Below are 16,138 nucleotides of genomic sequence, written 5' to 3' on the forward strand. Positions count from 1 at the left end.
AAAACATATGTTTTTAAATCTGCTGACGCTTTGACTTAGAATAAAGATATCATAAAAACCAATAGTTAACCAGACGATTTGCGGAAGAGACATGCATAACAACGATTGTTTACATTTCTGCGATGAATTTAGTTTTGATGTCCTGGGAAAATCTAACCCTGATGGCGCTAAATTAATTATTCGTATAATTAATGAAAATAAGTATCGGTTGCGTTTCAACGGTAGAGAGACGACAGATAAACATGGCGTCTATTGATAGATCCTGTGATTAAATGGCACTGACTATCAGAGCCATAGGCAGAGCCTGTTAAAACTTGATTGCCCTTTCAATTGTAGGGTGATGTAATCCCGGACTCTGGATCTCAGACCAGCATCTGCCAGTTCATCGATCCTGGCTGCATTGAGATTGTTAACTTTTAAGTAACATTGTCAATGACGCCATGCTGCGCAATTGCATTCAATGTCCGGGGTTCACAGCATCGTCATGTGATAGTTGTTAGCTAACGCTTATTGATTTGATAATGGAAACGCATTAGCCGAATCATCAAAATTTCGTTACCTTACATCTCAACGAAAACACGGAGGAAGTATAGATGTCCTTGATCAACACTAAAATCAAACCTTTTAAAAACCAGGCATTCAAAAACGGTGAATTCATCGAAGTTACCGAAAAAGATACCGAAGGCCGCTGGAGCGTATTCTTCTTCTATCCGGCTGACTTCACCTTCGTCTGCCCGACTGAACTGGGCGACGTAGCGGATCATCACGACGAACTGCAGAAACTGGGCGTGGACGTTTACTCTGTTTCCACCGATACCCACTTCACCCACAAAGCATGGCACAGCAGCTCTGAAACCATCGCTAAAATCAAATATGCGATGATCGGCGACCCGACTGCTGCACTGGCACGTAACTTTGAAGTGCTGCGTGAAGATGAAGGTCTGGCTGACCGTGGTACCTTCATCGTTGACCCGCAGGGCATCATCCAGGCAGTTGAAGTGACTGCTGAAGGTATCGGCCGTGACGCGTCTGACCTGCTGCGTAAAATCAAAGCGGCTCAGTACGTGGCTTCCCACCCAGGCGAAGTGTGCCCGGCTAAGTGGAAAGAAGGCGAAGCGACGCTGGCTCCGTCCCTCGACCTGGTCGGCAAAATCTAAAATTCACTGCGTCTTTCGCGCTACAGGTGCGTTGGCTGCGCTTAATCACCCCGGTCACTTACTTATGTAAGCTCCCGGGGATTCATAAGCTTGCCGCCTTCCTGTAACACGAAATACTTGTGAATTCGCTCTGGAACGGGTGCATAGTGCCCGTTTCTTTTCTAACACCATGATTCAAGATGCATTCAGGCACCGCAAATAAGGCAGCTTGCATGATGATGTTTTAAGCCCAGGAGATACCCATGCTCGACACCAATATGAAAACCCAGCTCAAAGCCTATCTTGAGAAGCTGACTAAACCTGTTGAGCTGATTGCCACGCTGGATGACAGCGCCAAATCGGCAGAAATCAAGGAATTGCTGGCTGAAATTTCTACGCTGTCAGAAAAAGTCTCTTATAAAGAAGATAACTCGCTGGCGGTGCGTAAACCTTCATTTTTGATCACTAACCCAGGCTCCACGCACGGCCCGCGCTTTGCAGGATCGCCGCTGGGGCATGAGTTTACCTCGCTGGTGCTGGCGCTGCTGTGGACCGGCGGACATCCGTCGAAAGAAACGCAGGCGCTGCTGGAGCAGATCCGCGATCTGGACGGCGACTTTGAATTTGAAACTTACTATTCACTCTCTTGCCATAACTGCCCGGATGTCGTGCAGGCGCTGAACCTGATGGCGGTGCTGAACCCGCGCGTTAAGCATACGGCGATTGACGGCGGCACCTTCCAGAACGAAATCACCGATCGTAACGTGATGGGCGTTCCGGCGGTGTTCGTCAACGGTAAAGAGTTCGGTCAGGGTCGTATGACGCTGGCGGAAATCGTGGCCAAAGTAGACAGCGGTGCGGAAAAACGCGCGGCGGAAGAACTGAATCAACGTGACGCTTATGATGTTCTGATTGTCGGTTCCGGCCCGGCGGGCGCAGCGGCGGCGGTCTACTCGGCACGTAAAGGTATTCGTACCGGTCTGATGGGCGAGCGTTTTGGCGGGCAGGTGCTGGATACGGTTGATATCGAAAACTACATCTCTGTGCCTAAGACTGAAGGTCAGAAGCTGGCGGGCGCGCTGAAGGCGCACGTTAACGACTATGCGGTAGATGTGATTGATTCCCAGAGCGCATCACGGTTGGTTCCTGCGGCGCAAGAAGGTGGATACCATCAGATTGAAACCGCTTCCGGCGCGGTGCTGAAAGCGCGCAGCGTGATCATCGCCACCGGCGCGAAATGGCGCAACATGAACGTGCCGGGTGAAGATCAGTACCGCACCAAAGGCGTAACCTACTGCCCGCACTGCGACGGCCCGTTATTTAAAGGCAAGCGTGTCGCGGTGATTGGCGGCGGCAACTCCGGCGTGGAAGCGGCAATCGATCTTGCGGGTATCGTCGAGCATGTGACGCTGCTGGAATTTGCACCAGAGATGAAGGCCGACCAGGTGTTACAGGATAAAGTCCGTAGCCTGAAGAATGTCGATATCATCCTTAACGCGCAGACCACCGAAGTGAAAGGCGACGGCGCTAAACTGACCGGGCTGGAGTATCGCGACCGCGTTAGCGGCGATGTACATCACGTTGAACTGGCGGGCATTTTCGTGCAGATCGGCCTGTTGCCAAACACCACCTGGCTGGAAGGCGCGATTGAGCGCAACCGGATGGGCGAAATTATTATCGATGCGAAGTGTGAAACCAGCGTCAAAGGCGTTTTCGCCGCGGGCGACTGCACTACCGTACCGTACAAACAGATCATCATCGCCACCGGCGAAGGGGCGAAAGCGTCTCTTAGCTCGTTCGATTATTTGATTCGCACCAAAACCGCATAATCAAAAAAGTAAGATAATACCTGCAATGTGAGCGGGCCACCTTCGGGTGGCCCTTTTTTTTGCGGTCCGTTGTGGGCGAAAGTGGCGGCGCGCTGCCACCGGGCAGGCAAGCCAAAAGCAGCCATGATGCGGTTGTAATGCCGGGTGGCGGCTTCGCCTTACCCGGCCTACCGACCTAAGAATAATGACTTCGTTGGGCCTTGTATCGTAGGCCCGGTAAGCGCAGCGCCACCGGGCAGATGTCAACCAGCGCTTAACGTTAACGCACCACCAGCACCGGAATATGCGCGTGGCGGATCACGTTTGAGGCGTTCGAGCCTAACAAATGCGTGGCGATAGACGGGTTGCGCGATCCAATCACCACCACATCGGCATTCAGCTCTTCTGCCAGCTCGTTCACCGCGTCGCGCACGCTACCCATCCGCACATGTACCTGAATGCGCGACGGGTCAATGCTGAAATGCGCAACCATAGTTTTCAGGCGGGTTTCCGCTTCCTGTTGTAAATGCTCTTCAAAACGACGGAGATCGGCGGCAAAACGCTGCATCGTCATACTGGCGGACCCCGGAAGGACGTGTAGCAGATGGATGATCCCTTTCTGCTGCGCCAGAAATTCTGCATGGCGCACGGCCTTATCGCTTAGCTCCATTTCAAAAACATCAACCGGCATAATGATAGTGTTATACATATCTGCTCCTCCTTGTGATTGCTGCTGATATCAAAGCATATTTTGTCAGGAAGAGATGTCTGCGGGCTCGCAAAATTGCCGCCTGTTAACGCAAGCGCTGTAAAGTTTTGTATCCGGATATGGCGAGATGAGAAGAGCGGAAAGAGGATGCAAAAACATCCTCTGAAAAGCGGCTGGCGCTTAAGGCAGAACGTTAACGCTGATAGTCACCGGCGGCTTCGGGCTGATAGAGCAGCTCAAGCACTTCAAGATGGGCAGACGCGCCGCCGGGGAGTTCCCAGTGAATTGAACTGCCCACTTCAAGGCCCAACAATGCCGCGCCCACCGGGGCCAGTACGGAAAGCTGAGTGCCGCTGTCGGTCATCTGCGCCGGGAAAACCAGGGTGCGCACGCGCTCCTCACCGCTGGTAAGGTCGCGGAACCGAACGGTGCTGTTCATGCTCACTACGTTACCTGGCAGCGACTCGGGAGAACACATCTGCGCGCGATCCAGCTCTGCATTCAGCGCGTCGGCAACCGGCAGCGCGGCATAAGCAGGTTTCTCCAGCAGACGGTCAATACGCTCGGCATCAAACTCATTGATGATAATCGCAGGTCTGGACATTTTTTACTCCGTGTTATTGTGGGCAGCTATGCGCTGCAAAATCCAAAAGAAAACCCCCACCGTCAGAGGTGAGGGTTAGCTATGCCCATCATACTGAGAGTTGGCCTGACTTTGAAGTGACCTGGCGCACAGAAGTTAGCGCGTAATACGCCGGTGTTTTTTGCGACAGCCATCACTTTTCATCATTCTGGATTATGCTTTTAAGCATCGTTGCATATGGCAACGCCCGGGCGTAACAGGAGATCTTATGAGCGGTTTCGATAAACTTACTCTGAAAGACGGCAGCTATCTCTATTTTAAAGACTGGGGCAACGGACAGCCGGTGGTGTTCAGCCACGGCTGGCCGTTAACGGCCGACGCCTTTGAAGATCAAATGCTTTATCTGGCTTCAAAAGGGTTTCGGGTTATCGCCCACGACCGGCGCGGCCACGGTCGTTCCGCGCAGCCCTGGGAAGGGCACAATATGGATCAATACGCCGACGATCTGGCCGAGCTTACCGCGCATCTCAATTTGCAGGACGCGGTGCATGTCGGGCATTCGACCGGCGGCGGCGAGGTAGCGCGCTATATTGGCCGTCATGGCACCGACCGCGTGGCGAAAGCAGTGCTGATTGGCGCCGTGACGCCGATTATGATCAAAACTGATTTTAACCCGGACGGCGTCGATAAAAAGGTGTTTGACGGCATCCGTGAAGGCGTGATCGACGATCGTGCCGCATTCTTTTATGAGCTGACAAAAGCGTTCTATGGCTACAATCGCTTCGGCACCAAAGAGTCGAAAGAGGTGCGCAGGAGTTTTGTCCGCCAGGGATTGCAGGGGTCGATCAAGGCGCTTTATGACTGCGTCGCGGCATTTTCAGAAACCGACTTTCGTCAGGATCTGCAAAAGATGACCCTCCCGACGCTGGTGATCCACGGCGATGACGATCAGATTGTACCGTTTGAAACCTGCGGCAAAGCAGCGGCGGAGCTGCTGCCCAATGCGCAACTGAAGGTGTATAAAGGCGGCTCGCATGGCATTTGTACCACCCACAAGCAGGATATCAATGTCGATCTGCTGACTTTTATTCAGTCGTAGAAAATGGGCCTGGCGTCACAGGTTTGTCGCCAGGCCAAAAAACATTTTGTTTTCAGGATAAAATAGCGCATCTGCTATTACCGGAATACTCTTCATGCCCGTGCTGTCACTCCCTGCCGATCAACAATTTTTTGCCGATTTACTCAGCGGGCTGGTGCTTAACCCGCAGCGGTTGGGCCGCGTCTGGTTCGCCAGCGCACAAAAAATGGTGAACGCGGGCGAACTCTGTATCGACTTTCCGCGTCTGGAAGTGGTGCTGCGCGGCGAGTATGGCAACCGGCTGGAATCCGGGCAGCAGCATATCGGCCAGGGAGAGATGCTATTTATCCCGCCGCGCGCTGCCAATGCGCCGCGGTTTGATAAGCCAGTCATGGTGCTGAGTCTGGTGTTCGCTACCGCCTGGCTGGGGCTGGCGTTTTACGATAACCGCGGCGGCGTCACGCCGGTGCCACTGCGCAAAATTGAATTGCCGCAGCGCCAGCGGGGGGAGGGCGAGGCTATCCTTACGGCGCTCACGCTGCTGAGCCGCTCCCCGCAGGATCAGGATATTATCCAGCCGCTAACGCTAAGCCTGCTCCATTTGTGCCGCAAAGTGGCTAACGCCGAGCCTGACAGAACGCAGTCGCGTCCGGCATTTCTTTATCAGAGCATTTGTAACTGGTTGCAGGATAACTATGCCGAGCCGCTGACGCGGACAAGCGTGGCGAAATTTTTTAATATCACGCCGAATCATCTTTCCCGGCTGTTCAGCGAGCAGGGGACGATGAGCTTTGTTGATTATGTGCGCTGGGTGCGGATGGCGAAGGCACGCATTATGTTGCAGAAGTACCAGTTTGCGGTAGGGGACGTGGCACGCCGCTGTGGCTACCCGGATAGCGACTATTTTTGCCGACTATTCCGGCGTCAGTTTGGGCTGACGCCGGGGGAGTATCAGGCGCGTTTCCAGTAACGGTCAGAAGGTCAGTTCAGCGTTGAGCAGATCGAGGATTGCCTGCGCGTCGCCGGCGGAGAACAGCGCTTCGCGAAAACCTTTGTTCACCAGCTTACGCGCCAGTTGAGAAAACACTTTGACGTGGTTGATCGCCTCGTGTTCGCCCAGCGTTAGCATAATCACCAGTTCGACCTCGCCCATTTCCGATTCCCAGTCTATCGGGGCCGGGAGGCGGGCGATGCTGATACTGGAGTGGCGGATCCACGGCGATTTGGTGTGCGGTATCGCCACGCCAAAGCCGACGCCGGTCGTCACAATCTCTTCGCGCTGCCAGATGTCTTCCTCCAGCTCCACTGGCCGATCGGTACGTCCATTGACCGCCAGATTGCCGCACAGGTACTGGATCACCTGCTCTTTACGGGTAAGGTTATCCACGAAGCAGATATTTTCCAGCGCCAGCAATGGGCGGGCATCTTCTTGCGGAGCGAAATCCGCAAGCAGCGCTTCTATTTCGTCCGCGCTGCGACATTCACAGGCTTTATCAACCAGCTCGCGGCAGGTCTGGCTATCAAGCTGGCGCAGCAGGCTTTTGATCGCCGGAATACGCGGACCGCTCATGCTGAGTTCGTCCAGCTCCATGCCGAGCAGCAGCGGCAGATAGCGCGATTCGCCACCCAGTTCACCGCAGATACCGACCCATTTACCGTGGCGATGAGCCACGCTGATAATCTGGCGCAGCATGCGCAGGAAAGAGGGCGTAATGGGATTGTACAGCGGCGAGACGCGCGGATTATTGCGATCCACGGCGTAGAGATACTGGGTCATATCGTTGGAGCCGATGCTGAAGAAATCCACCTCATCGCAGAAATGGTCGATGATATAGCAGACCGACGGCACCTCAACCATGATCCCCAGCGGCAACGTGGCGGCAAAGCGCAACCCCTGTGACTGAAGCTGGGTGCGCACCCGCTCCAGCTCCTGTTTCACCCACAGGATCTGATCCAGACTGTGTACCATCGGGATCATCAACAGCGCATTGCCAAACGCCCCGGCGCGCAAAATCGCCCGTAGCTGAGTGCGAAACAGGTCAGCAAATTCCGGGTAGATACGCACCGCGCGATAGCCGAGAAAGGGGTTTTCTTCCTGCGGAATATTCAGATAGGGCAGCGGCTTGTCACCGCCGATATCCATGGTGCGGAAAATGACTGGCTTGCCTTCCGCGGCCAGTAACACCTGCTGATAGGCTTCAAACTGCTCCTGTTCATCCGGCGCACGATCCCGGTCCATATACAGCATTTCGCTGCGGAACAGGCCGATGCCTTCCGCCCCCAGAGAAAACGCCCCCGGCGCTTCCAGCGCGCTGCCGATATTGGCGGCGACCTCCAGACTTTTACCATCCCGCGACAGTGCCGGTAAGGCGGCGGCCTGCGCCTGCTGATGAGCCTGTTTATCCGCAAGCTGATGGGCGATAGCGTAATAGCCTTTGATCGCCTCGTTCGGTGACATCACCAGCACGCCGCACTGACCGTCGAGCACGGTCTCGCGGTTTACCAGCGGCGCCAGCTGGGCCACGCTAATACCGCTCAGCACCGGCACTGAGGAGGCGCGCGCGAGAATTAAGGTGTGCGAGGTGCGCCCGGTTTTCTCCAGAATCATCCCTTTCAGCTGGCTAAGATCGAGACTCAGAAACTGGCTCGGCGTGAGATCTTCGGCGATCAGCAGCGTCGGCCGGGTGAGGGTGCGGGTGACGTTTTTGCGTAGATCCGGCCAGGTAATATGCAGAAGCTGCTCGCTAATGTCGCGGATGTCGCTGACCCGCTCGCGTAAATATTCACTGCTGGAGGCGGAGAGTTTTTCGCTGATCTGCTCCATGTTGACGATGATCGCCGCCGCCAGCCCCAGCTTACTTTCCCGCATCAGACGGCGGATGTTGCTGGCAAACTCATCATCCTGAATTAAGGACAAATGGGCGCTGACGATGGTTTTACTCTCCCCGCCCAGCACCTGAAGCTGCTGGTTAAACTGCTCGGCGAGCGCGGCGAGGCTGTGTTCAAGACGGGTATTATCTTCCGGGCTGGCGGCGATAGTGCGATAGCCCTCAAGGCTGTCGCTGTGCCACAACGTCAATATGCCGCTGCCGATACCGGCGGCCAGCACGGTGCCGGCGAGCAGATCCGGGTTTAAGCGTGAAAGCGAGCGGGGCAGCGGCTGGTTCACCGGGACCGAATTGATCGGTTGTTCGCTGTCGCTGTCGATAAAACGGTGTTCAAGGTAATTTTCCAGCGCACGCCGCGCCTGTTCTTCGTCGCTACCGCTAATTTCAAGGCTACAACTGTCGTTAAACAGCGTGCCGGTGCCGATCAGCGCCAGCGAGCTTTTGGCATCCGCCTGGCTGTTGAGGCGGTGATTAATAAAACGGATATCGCTGTGCCACTGGCTGCACTGCTCTTTCAGCTCCCAGGCGGGGCGGGCATGCAGCCCGTTGGGTAGCGGGCAGAGAAACGGAATGGTTAACATAACGGCTCCTGTAAACGCAGAATCAGCATCTGAAATCCGTCAGATGAGCTACGGTTTCGGCGTTAGTGTGGGTTAACATCGCCACCAGAAGCTGGTGGGTAAGGGCAATATCATTCGCGTCGGCGATGGAGGCTGCGCAGTGGCCATGGCGTGTTGGCGGGCCAATGACTACGGTCGGGACACCGGTACCGCTGAGATGAACCGCACCGCCATCGGTGCCGCCGTTGCTGAACATGTCGATCTGAAGCGGAATATTGGCGCGGGCCGCGATATCTTCCACCCAGGCGGTCAGTTTCGGCGGGGCCATCATCGACTTGTCGTGGATCACCAGCATCGGACCCGCCCCGGTCTGGCGGTGGTTATCGTGGCCGTAGTCGAAGTTTTTTGCCCAGCAGGCGGTGTCGAGGACAATCGCCAGATCCGGGTTAACTTTGCGCGTGGCGGTGTGTCCGCCGCGCAGACCCACTTCCTCGCTGGAGCTGGCGACCAGCCAAATCTCCGCGTCGAGTGGCGTCTGGTGCAGTTCGCGCAGCAGTGAGATCAGCAGATAGCAACCGAGCCGGTCATCAAACGCTTTGCCCATCAGCTGATTGCGCGGTAGCTCAGCAAAGGTGGTGGCAAAGGTCACACGATCGCCGGGGGCAATGCCGGCCTCTTCGACCTCTTTCGCGCTGCGTGCGCCAATATCGACGCGCAGTTTACCCACCTCGTTACCCTGACGTTCACCCTCCAGCAGGCCGCTGATTTTGTCGCCTTTGCGGGTGGTAATACGTACCGTCTGAAGCTCGCGCGCCGCCATCCGGACGTTGCCGATGGGCAGGACGTCAATCCCGCCCGCACTGGTAATACTGCGCACGATAAAGCCCACTTCATCCATATGCGCGCAGACCATGATTTTCGGGCCGCTGCTTTCATTAAGCCGAATAAGCACCGAGCCGAGGCCGTCAAACAGCACGGGCTTGCCGAAGTTATCGGCTTCATTGAGGATAATCTGCCGGACTTCCTGCTCGGCGGCGGCAATGGCATCCGCCTCGCTTAAGGCTTTGAGTAATGCTACATCCATGATCCTTCTCCTGTCGCCAGCAGCGTTTTGGGCAGGGTATAAAGCACCTCTGCCCCGTCAGCCGTGACCAGTACAACATCTTCAATACGCACGCCGCCCTGGCCTTCAAGATAAATTCCCGGTTCAACCGTCAGCAGCATGCCGGGCTGTAAAATCGTCGTGTCGGTGGGGGAGAAGCGCGGGTTTTCGTGGACGTCAATGCCGATGGCATGACCGGTGTTATGGCCAAAATTCGCGCCATAGCCAGCCTCCGTAATGACGTTGCGGGCGGCGGCATCAACGTCACAACAGCGAACGCCGGGACGGATGGCCGCGATGGCCGCCAGTTGCGCGGTGAGCACGGTGTGATAGACAGACCACAGCGGCATTTTTTCCGGGGCAGGGTCGCGCCCTGTCACCAGAAACGTCCGCGTCATGTCAGAACAATACCCCTGGTATTGGGCACCAAAATCCAGCGTCACCAGCTCACCCGCCACGATCACCTTCTCAGAGGCTTTACCGTGCGGCAGCGCGCCGCGCGGGCCGCTGGCAACGATGGTATCAAAGGAGGGTTTTTCCGCTCCCTGTTGTTTCATAAACCATTCCAGTTCCGCTGCCACTTCGCGCTCGCGCATTCCCGGCTGGATAAAGCGGCGGATATGCGCCGCGCTGCTATCCGCAATGCGGCAGGCTTCGCGGATAGTCGCGATCTCCTGCGGCGTTTTGATTTGCCGCAGCGCATCCAGCGACACGGCCACCAGCGTGGTGTTGAGCTGCGTTTGCCAGTCGCTGCCGGTTTGCCAGCTCACCTGTTCACCCTCAAAGCCAATCCGCCGGAGATTTTCGCTGGCGATGATCGGGTTGACGATCGCCGGCATCGGCTTCTGGCTTTCCAGCAGATGAAGCTGGTAGCCGCTGGTCTGTTCTGCGACCTGGGCGTAGTAGCGAAAATCCACCACAATATGCGCCGTGTGCCGGGTGACCAGCACATAGCCTGAGCCGGTGGCAAAACCAAAATGCGGCTGCTTGTTTTGCCTTGAGGAAATCAGTACCGCATCCAGTTGCTGTTGATCGAGCCAGTCGCGAAGCGTAGCAAGCAGCGTCATGGTATATCTCCTTATCTTACAGCGAGTCGATCAGCAGCTTGCCTCTGCGGTACTGCATGTTGCGCAGAAAGAGCACCATCAGCGCGGTGATCACTGCCCCCAGCACAATGCCAAACATATAGACGCCAAGATTGCTCACCAGTGGCCAGGCCCAGATTGCGGATTCCGGGAACCACTGCACGGCACCGAGCCATACCGCGGTGGTGGAGCCGACAATGGCACCGACCATATAGGACGGGATCGCGGTGATCGGGCTTTCCAGCGCAAAAGGTATCGCCCCTTCACTGATCCCCATGAACGCGAGGAACATCGCGGTCTTACCCTGCGGATAAAGCTGGGCGTTGAACAGGCGTTTTCCGGTCAGACGGCGGTCGAGAATGGTGGCCAGCCCCAGACCAATCGGTGGGATCACAATGGCGATAGAGCGTGCCGTCACCGGCAGTACGTGGTCAGTAGTAAAACTAAAAGCTACAAAACCGGCCGCCTTGTTAATCGGACCGCCAAGGTCGATGGCCGTCGCCGCAGAAATACCGGCAGCATACATCAGCACGCCTCGCTCACCCGCCGCGGTCAGCAGCGTGCGGATCCCGCCGTTGATCCAGCCGCCAAAGGGGGTGATAACGTAATACATCGCCAGCATGACAAAAATAGCGGAGAGGATCGGCAGCAGAAAGGTTGTTTTAAAGGCCAGCAGAAAGTCCGGCATCTGGATTTTCTGATTCATCCACTTCACCAGATAGCCTGCCACGATGGAGATAATCAGTGCGCCGATGAAGGTCGAAGGCACGGGCGCAGTAGTTACCCACTGTAGCGATGAGGGATCGAAATTCAGCACCTGCGTCGGCTGGGTGGACATCAGGCCGCCGATAAATCCGGCCGGGAAAGCCAGTTTGCCACCGATGGAGTTAGCGACAAACGCCGCAAACATCGGGATGGCAAAACCAAACAGCACGCCGCCAAAGGACTGCGATAGCCAGGCAAACTTTAATAATGAGAGATCAAAGCCGGTAAATTTACCGGAGTTGAGCGCATCCATAATCCCGGTATCGGCGGGAATATGTAGCCAGCTGTAAGCAATAAGCTGCGAAAAAGCGAGGATCACCCCACCCATAATCAGGGTGGGGACCATCCGCGAAATACCGGACATGACATGTTGTGGCAACTCGCCCCAGAAGCTATTGCGGGTGGCCGGGGAATTTTTTACCACGGCTGCCCCGGATGTGCCGGGGACGACCGTGGCGCTGCGTTTTTTAATGGCCATAAGAGGTATCCCTGAAAACAGTTATTGTTGTTCGGCGGCAATCAACTCTTCGATTTCTTTGATGATGCCCGCTGCATTTTTGATCGCGTCCTGAAGGGTGATTTCGTAAACATCACGAGTCTCAAAACGTTCGTTGTCTTCGGGGGTAACCGCGACGGAATGGATGATGATATCGGCCTCGGCAATATCCTGTGCAGTAAGGCGATTCTGGATACCATCCGCGCCCTGGGTTTCAATTTTGATTTCGTCGTAACCCGCTTCCTGTGCGGCTTCTTCAAGCGCCTGGGCTGCCATAAAGGTATGAGCAAGGCCCATAGGACAAGCGCAAAGTGCAATAAATTTCTTAGCCATGATGAACTCCTTTTAGTAAAGACTGAGCGGATTATGGTCAGGAAAAAGGAGAGGGGTTATCAGACAAATGATGCATTCACTGGACAATTGATGCACTGAATCTGAAATGTGACGCGCGTCCGCTTATAAGTAAATGGAATGCCAAAACCCGCCGGGTAGCGCGCCAGCGGGATGAAAATTAATAGCCAACCGCGTCGAGAACAAACGATTTGCTACAGTTGCCGGGATGCGGCTGGGGCAGAAACGAGGCGGCACCGAGCGGGGCATTAATGGCGGACGATTTAATTGAGATTTGCATTTCCGTCAGGTAAGCCGGATTACCGTTACAGGTGAGCTTAAAGGCGTTAACGTTACTGGCTCCAAACGTTTGGGCAACGGCAGCGTTAAACGCCGTGCGGTCAACCGTTTTGCCATAGTTTTCCGCGATAAATCGTCCCAGCGTGCTTTGCCTGACTTCCTGATTAAGGCGCACCATTGTGCCGACCCAGGCGTCAGGATCGAAACCGAAACAAACGCCGTGTTTAGCATATTCATAGCGCTCAAGGCAGGATGTGCCGCCCGCGCCCGGCATGACGCCATTCAGTTTGTCCGCCATTTCCAGCGAGATGCCGGTTTCCGCTGCCTGACACTTACGATTGGCTCGGGCTTCCGGCAGGTTGGGGACGGGGCGTGAGGCGCAGCCAAAGCGCATCCAGCGGCGGTCATCCACGCCGCGAGCGGCAATCGATTTGGGCAAACCGGGCCACAGGCCGTGGACGGTAAGAAACGCGGCTTTGTCGTCATTTTCTTTTTGCAAACGGCACTCGTCAGGCTCGTTACGTTGCCTGTCGTGCTGGCTCTGGCAAAAGCCCGTTTGCCAGGAAAGTGCCAGGACGTAGCGGTCAAAATCGGCATAGCGGGTCGCGACAAGCGGTGTCGCACCAGCGCTTAGCGCGCACAGCAGCGTGATGCAGGCGATACGCTTCCTGAACATTTGTGATCCTGATGGTCTGGCTGAATTAATTATTGAAGATTATTAAAGCATAAAATGAGGCGGCGAGAGGCAAGGAAAGGGAAAAAGCCCGGCGGGAACGCTCGCCGGGCCAAAGATTAGTGCGCCGGAAGACCGGGAACAAGAATTTCCGTCGCGACGATAACCACAATCAGACCGACGATAACCGGCACCGAAGTGCGTTTTACGACTTCGAAAGGCGAAATTTTCGCCATCCCGGCCACCGCCACCACCACCCCGGACACCGGAGAAATGGTGCGGCCCAGATTAGACGCCTGGAGCATCGGAATGGAAAGATAGGCCGGGTTGATGCCCGACTGATGCGCCAGTTTAGGGATCATCTCTACAAAGGCGTAGAACGGCGCATTGCCGGAGCCGGTGGTCATCGCTGCCAGCATGGTCAACACCACCAGTACCAGCATCAGGATAATACTGGCCGAACCAAACGAGGTGGCAATCGAGATCAGGCTTTGAATAAAGCCGATGGTGCTTAGTCCCTGCGCAAACACGCCCGCCGCGACCAGCAGCATTACCACGCCGGCAAAGGCATCCGCCATCCCGCGCCAGGCGACATCCAGCCCGGAGAACACGTTCTGAATATTAAAGCCGCGCAGGAATTCCAGCACCGCCGCCAGCAGCATACAGACAACCAGAATGGCGATGATGTGCAGTTCCGGTCCCCATTTACCGTCGAAAATCAGCACACCGATAATCGGTGTAAACGGCAGAATGGCGTAGAACGACGGGGCGGTAGTGGTGATTTCACTGACGTCGAGCATCTCAGGGACGATTTTCTCTTTCTTATCCAGATAGCGCTGCCAGAAGAAATGGGCAATTGCCATGCTGATAATCGCGGCGATGGAGATGGGAAGCGTGGTTTTAAAGGCAAAATCAATGAGCGGCATTTCAGCGGCTTTTGCGGCCAGCACCACGTCACCCGAGGTGGGGGAGAGGATAATGGCGGCAGGGGACGCGCAAATGGCAGCGGCGGCACCGCGGCTGATCCCGACGTTGACCATTACCGGAAACAGCGTCGCCATCAGCAGCACGCCCAGACCGGTGGCGGACGAGACGGCGAGCGACATCAGGCAGGCGACGAAATAAGCGGCAATCATCAAAATATACGGGGAGTTGATGTAACGCAGCGGTTTAGAGGCCAGCTTGACGACCATATCGTTGGCACCGATATGGGTCATGTAGGCGGCGAAGCCACAGAGCATCATGATCATCATGCCGAGATCGCCACCGCGGCTCATCAGCAGGATTTTGATATATTCGACGATGTCGGTGGCTGAATAACCCGTGCTGGGGTTAGCCGCAGGTAATATTTGATGCCCCAGAATCGCGCTGAGGATCAGCAGTAGCAGACCGCCGACGAACAGGACGCCGGTCGCGGAATAACCTTTGATGATGTATCGGGCAACGCCGACGATAACCACCACTCCAATAAGGAGTTCAATAAACGTTAACATTATTATCACCTGTGACGTGGTAACCCAGAGAAAATCCTGCCTGAACAGTAATATGTAAATAATCTGCGGGAAATGTGCCGAAAAAATGGACGATATGTGCTGATAAAAATCAATAAACCCGTGATTAAAAAAACGCGGTGAGTATATTTCATTCGACCTGCAAAGGGGAGGTTAAACATTCATTAGGTGAATATATTTAAGATGCGAATATGATATAAAAATGATAAATAAAAGTTAATATTTAATGAAATTACGCCTGAATCAAACACAAACGTAAATATCCTAAAAAATGCTTTAATTTAAAAATCTACGCTGCGTATACTCGCTGCACGATTCATTGATTTGCGAAATGATATGCACGCCCACTGGAGCCACCGCCTGCGCTTTCTGAAAAAGCATCTGCTGATGCTTTTGCTGGCGTTTGGCTGGCTGCTGATCCAGAGTCAGATGGCGCTTGCTTCACATGATTGTGCCATCGCGCCGCAGGGTGAAACCGTCATGATGCAGCATCTGGATCACCAGATGACGCATCCGCAGGTCGCTAAAGCGCCGCTGTGCGATAAGCACTGCGTGCCGGACACTGTGCAAAAAATCGATCATCCCCCGCTGGTGGCGCTGCCGATAGCCGTTACGCTCGACGTTGTGCCGCTGCCGTGTCTGGCCGCGCCGCGCCGCGAATGGTCGCTAACCCCGCCCGCGGTGGGTCCGCCTGCCACCATTCGCTTCTGCCGCTTCAGAGAATAGCCTTCCCGATAATTCGCCGGTTTTTTATCTAAAATTCACGATTATCAGGAGTTGCTATGTCTATTTTTTTCCGCGCGCTGGCTGGCGTGCTGCTCAGTTTTTCCCTGTTTGCCGCTCAGGCACACGATCATCAACCTACTGTCGCTGCGCCAGGCCCGGTGTATCACGCTCAGGGCATCCTCAAAAAAATCACCCCACAAACGGTAACTATCGCCCATCAGGCGATTGCCGATCTCAACTGGCCGCCGATGACCATGCAGTTTGCGCTTCCGCCCGATGCTGAACACGCGTCGCTGACGCCCGGTGAAAAAGTCGATTTCGCCTTTGTTCAGGGTGAGAGCGGTTATCAGATCGTTTCTCTGACCGCGCTGCGCTGATCCGGAGGCCG

General features: G+C 55.2%; 15 protein-coding genes. 6 read left to right on the forward strand and 9 right to left on the reverse strand.

Features of this window, described 5'->3' with window-relative positions; all coding sequences use genetic code 11:
• The first annotated feature begins 593 nt into the window (after positions 1 to 593).
• Positions 594 to 1,157 (forward strand): alkyl hydroperoxide reductase subunit C, encoded by a 564-nt coding sequence (ahpC, locus tag ACMGGS_RS13685; protein WP_176919697.1) that lies wholly within the window; start codon positions 594 to 596, stop codon positions 1,155 to 1,157.
• A 242-nt stretch (positions 1,158 to 1,399) separates the two neighbouring features.
• The gene (gene ahpF / locus ACMGGS_RS13690; RefSeq protein ID WP_414163112.1) at positions 1,400 to 2,965 is read left to right on the forward strand and encodes an alkyl hydroperoxide reductase subunit F; all 1,566 of its coding nucleotides are present in this window, start codon (positions 1,400 to 1,402) and stop codon (positions 2,963 to 2,965) included.
• A 259-nt stretch (positions 2,966 to 3,224) separates the two neighbouring features.
• Here the strand turns inward: ahpF and uspG are convergent, their stop codons facing one another.
• The gene (gene uspG, locus ACMGGS_RS13695; protein ID WP_176919695.1) at positions 3,225 to 3,653 is read right to left on the reverse strand and encodes a universal stress protein UspG; all 429 of its coding nucleotides are present in this window, start codon (positions 3,651 to 3,653) and stop codon (positions 3,225 to 3,227) included.
• Positions 3,654 to 3,846: 193 nt separating this feature from the next.
• Positions 3,847 to 4,257 (reverse strand): nucleoside diphosphate kinase regulator, encoded by a 411-nt coding sequence (gene rnk, locus ACMGGS_RS13700; RefSeq protein WP_176919694.1) that lies wholly within the window; start codon positions 4,255 to 4,257, stop codon positions 3,847 to 3,849.
• A 247-nt stretch (positions 4,258 to 4,504) separates the two neighbouring features.
• On the opposite strand from rnk, the gene ACMGGS_RS13705 reads away from it, so the two are divergent.
• Positions 4,505 to 5,335: an alpha/beta fold hydrolase gene (locus ACMGGS_RS13705; RefSeq protein WP_414163113.1), complete on the forward strand. Its 831-nt coding sequence runs from the start codon at positions 4,505 to 4,507 to the stop codon at positions 5,333 to 5,335.
• Positions 5,336 to 5,429: 94 nt separating this feature from the next.
• Positions 5,430 to 6,284, forward strand: a complete 855-nt coding sequence (locus tag ACMGGS_RS13710; protein WP_414163114.1) for a helix-turn-helix transcriptional regulator — start codon at positions 5,430 to 5,432, stop codon at positions 6,282 to 6,284.
• 3 nt (positions 6,285 to 6,287) lie between these two features.
• Here ACMGGS_RS13710 and ptsP read toward each other — a convergent pair whose 3' ends face one another.
• The 7 genes from ptsP to dcuC form a co-directional block, all read right to left on the reverse strand.
• Positions 6,288 to 8,783, reverse strand: coding sequence for a phosphoenolpyruvate--protein phosphotransferase (gene ptsP / locus ACMGGS_RS13715; protein WP_414163115.1), 2,496 nt, complete (start codon positions 8,781 to 8,783; stop codon positions 6,288 to 6,290).
• Between the two features lie 22 nt (positions 8,784 to 8,805).
• The gene (ypdE, locus tag ACMGGS_RS13720) at positions 8,806 to 9,846 is read right to left on the reverse strand and encodes an aminopeptidase (RefSeq protein WP_414163116.1); all 1,041 of its coding nucleotides are present in this window, start codon (positions 9,844 to 9,846) and stop codon (positions 8,806 to 8,808) included.
• Positions 9,837 to 10,931: an aminopeptidase gene (gene ypdF / locus ACMGGS_RS13725; protein WP_414163117.1), complete on the reverse strand. Its 1,095-nt coding sequence runs from the start codon at positions 10,929 to 10,931 to the stop codon at positions 9,837 to 9,839. Before ypdF ends, ypdE begins: the two co-directional genes overlap by 10 nt.
• 16 nt (positions 10,932 to 10,947) lie before the next feature.
• Positions 10,948 to 12,192, reverse strand: a complete 1,245-nt coding sequence (locus tag ACMGGS_RS13730; RefSeq protein WP_414163118.1) for a PTS fructose transporter subunit IIC — start codon at positions 12,190 to 12,192, stop codon at positions 10,948 to 10,950.
• A gap of 21 nt (positions 12,193 to 12,213) precedes the next feature.
• Positions 12,214 to 12,543, reverse strand: coding sequence for a PTS fructose transporter subunit IIB (locus ACMGGS_RS13735; protein WP_103677414.1), 330 nt, complete (start codon positions 12,541 to 12,543; stop codon positions 12,214 to 12,216).
• Between the two features lie 178 nt (positions 12,544 to 12,721).
• Positions 12,722 to 13,516 carry a ribonuclease I gene (gene rna, locus ACMGGS_RS13740; protein WP_414163119.1) on the reverse strand — a complete coding sequence of 265 codons (795 nt, stop codon included), beginning with the start codon at positions 13,514 to 13,516 and terminating at the stop codon, positions 12,722 to 12,724.
• A 116-nt stretch (positions 13,517 to 13,632) separates the two neighbouring features.
• Positions 13,633 to 15,006 (reverse strand): anaerobic C4-dicarboxylate transporter DcuC, encoded by a 1,374-nt coding sequence (gene dcuC / locus ACMGGS_RS13745; protein WP_414163120.1) that lies wholly within the window; start codon positions 15,004 to 15,006, stop codon positions 13,633 to 13,635.
• 354 nt (positions 15,007 to 15,360) lie between these two features.
• Here dcuC and ACMGGS_RS13750 point away from each other — a divergent pair, with 354 nt between their 5' ends.
• On the forward strand, positions 15,361 to 15,750 hold the full coding sequence (locus ACMGGS_RS13750) for a DUF2946 domain-containing protein (protein ID WP_414163121.1): 390 nt from the start codon (positions 15,361 to 15,363) through the stop codon (positions 15,748 to 15,750).
• 56 nt (positions 15,751 to 15,806) lie between these two features.
• Positions 15,807 to 16,127: a copper-binding protein gene (locus ACMGGS_RS13755; RefSeq protein WP_414163122.1), complete on the forward strand. Its 321-nt coding sequence runs from the start codon at positions 15,807 to 15,809 to the stop codon at positions 16,125 to 16,127.
• The last annotated feature ends 11 nt before the right edge of the window (positions 16,128 to 16,138 follow it).

The organism is Superficieibacter sp. BNK-5, from assembly GCF_047456055.1.
Classification (GTDB): Bacteria; Pseudomonadota; Gammaproteobacteria; order Enterobacterales; family Enterobacteriaceae; genus Superficieibacter.

Coding starts and splice junctions, on each gene's coding strand:
- ahpC (WP_176919697.1), top strand. CDS start 594: ATGTCCTTGATCAACACTAAAATCAAACCTTTTAAAAACCAGGCATTC.
- ahpF (WP_414163112.1), top strand. CDS start 1,400: ATGCTCGACACCAATATGAAAACCCAGCTCAAAGCCTATCTTGAGAAG.
- uspG (WP_176919695.1), bottom strand. CDS start 3,653: ATGTATAACACTATCATTATGCCGGTTGATGTTTTTGAAATGGAGCTA.
- rnk (WP_176919694.1), bottom strand. CDS start 4,257: ATGTCCAGACCTGCGATTATCATCAATGAGTTTGATGCCGAGCGTATT.
- ACMGGS_RS13705 (WP_414163113.1), top strand. CDS start 4,505: ATGAGCGGTTTCGATAAACTTACTCTGAAAGACGGCAGCTATCTCTAT.
- ACMGGS_RS13710 (WP_414163114.1), top strand. CDS start 5,430: ATGCCCGTGCTGTCACTCCCTGCCGATCAACAATTTTTTGCCGATTTA.
- ptsP (WP_414163115.1), bottom strand. CDS start 8,783: ATGTTAACCATTCCGTTTCTCTGCCCGCTACCCAACGGGCTGCATGCC.
- ypdE (WP_414163116.1), bottom strand. CDS start 9,846: ATGGATGTAGCATTACTCAAAGCCTTAAGCGAGGCGGATGCCATTGCC.
- ypdF (WP_414163117.1), bottom strand. CDS start 10,931: ATGACGCTGCTTGCTACGCTTCGCGACTGGCTCGATCAACAGCAACTG.
- ACMGGS_RS13730 (WP_414163118.1), bottom strand. CDS start 12,192: ATGGCCATTAAAAAACGCAGCGCCACGGTCGTCCCCGGCACATCCGGG.
- ACMGGS_RS13735 (WP_103677414.1), bottom strand. CDS start 12,543: ATGGCTAAGAAATTTATTGCACTTTGCGCTTGTCCTATGGGCCTTGCT.
- rna (WP_414163119.1), bottom strand. CDS start 13,516: ATGTTCAGGAAGCGTATCGCCTGCATCACGCTGCTGTGCGCGCTAAGC.
- dcuC (WP_414163120.1), bottom strand. CDS start 15,006: ATGTTAACGTTTATTGAACTCCTTATTGGAGTGGTGGTTATCGTCGGC.
- ACMGGS_RS13750 (WP_414163121.1), top strand. CDS start 15,361: ATGCACGCCCACTGGAGCCACCGCCTGCGCTTTCTGAAAAAGCATCTG.
- ACMGGS_RS13755 (WP_414163122.1), top strand. CDS start 15,807: ATGTCTATTTTTTTCCGCGCGCTGGCTGGCGTGCTGCTCAGTTTTTCC.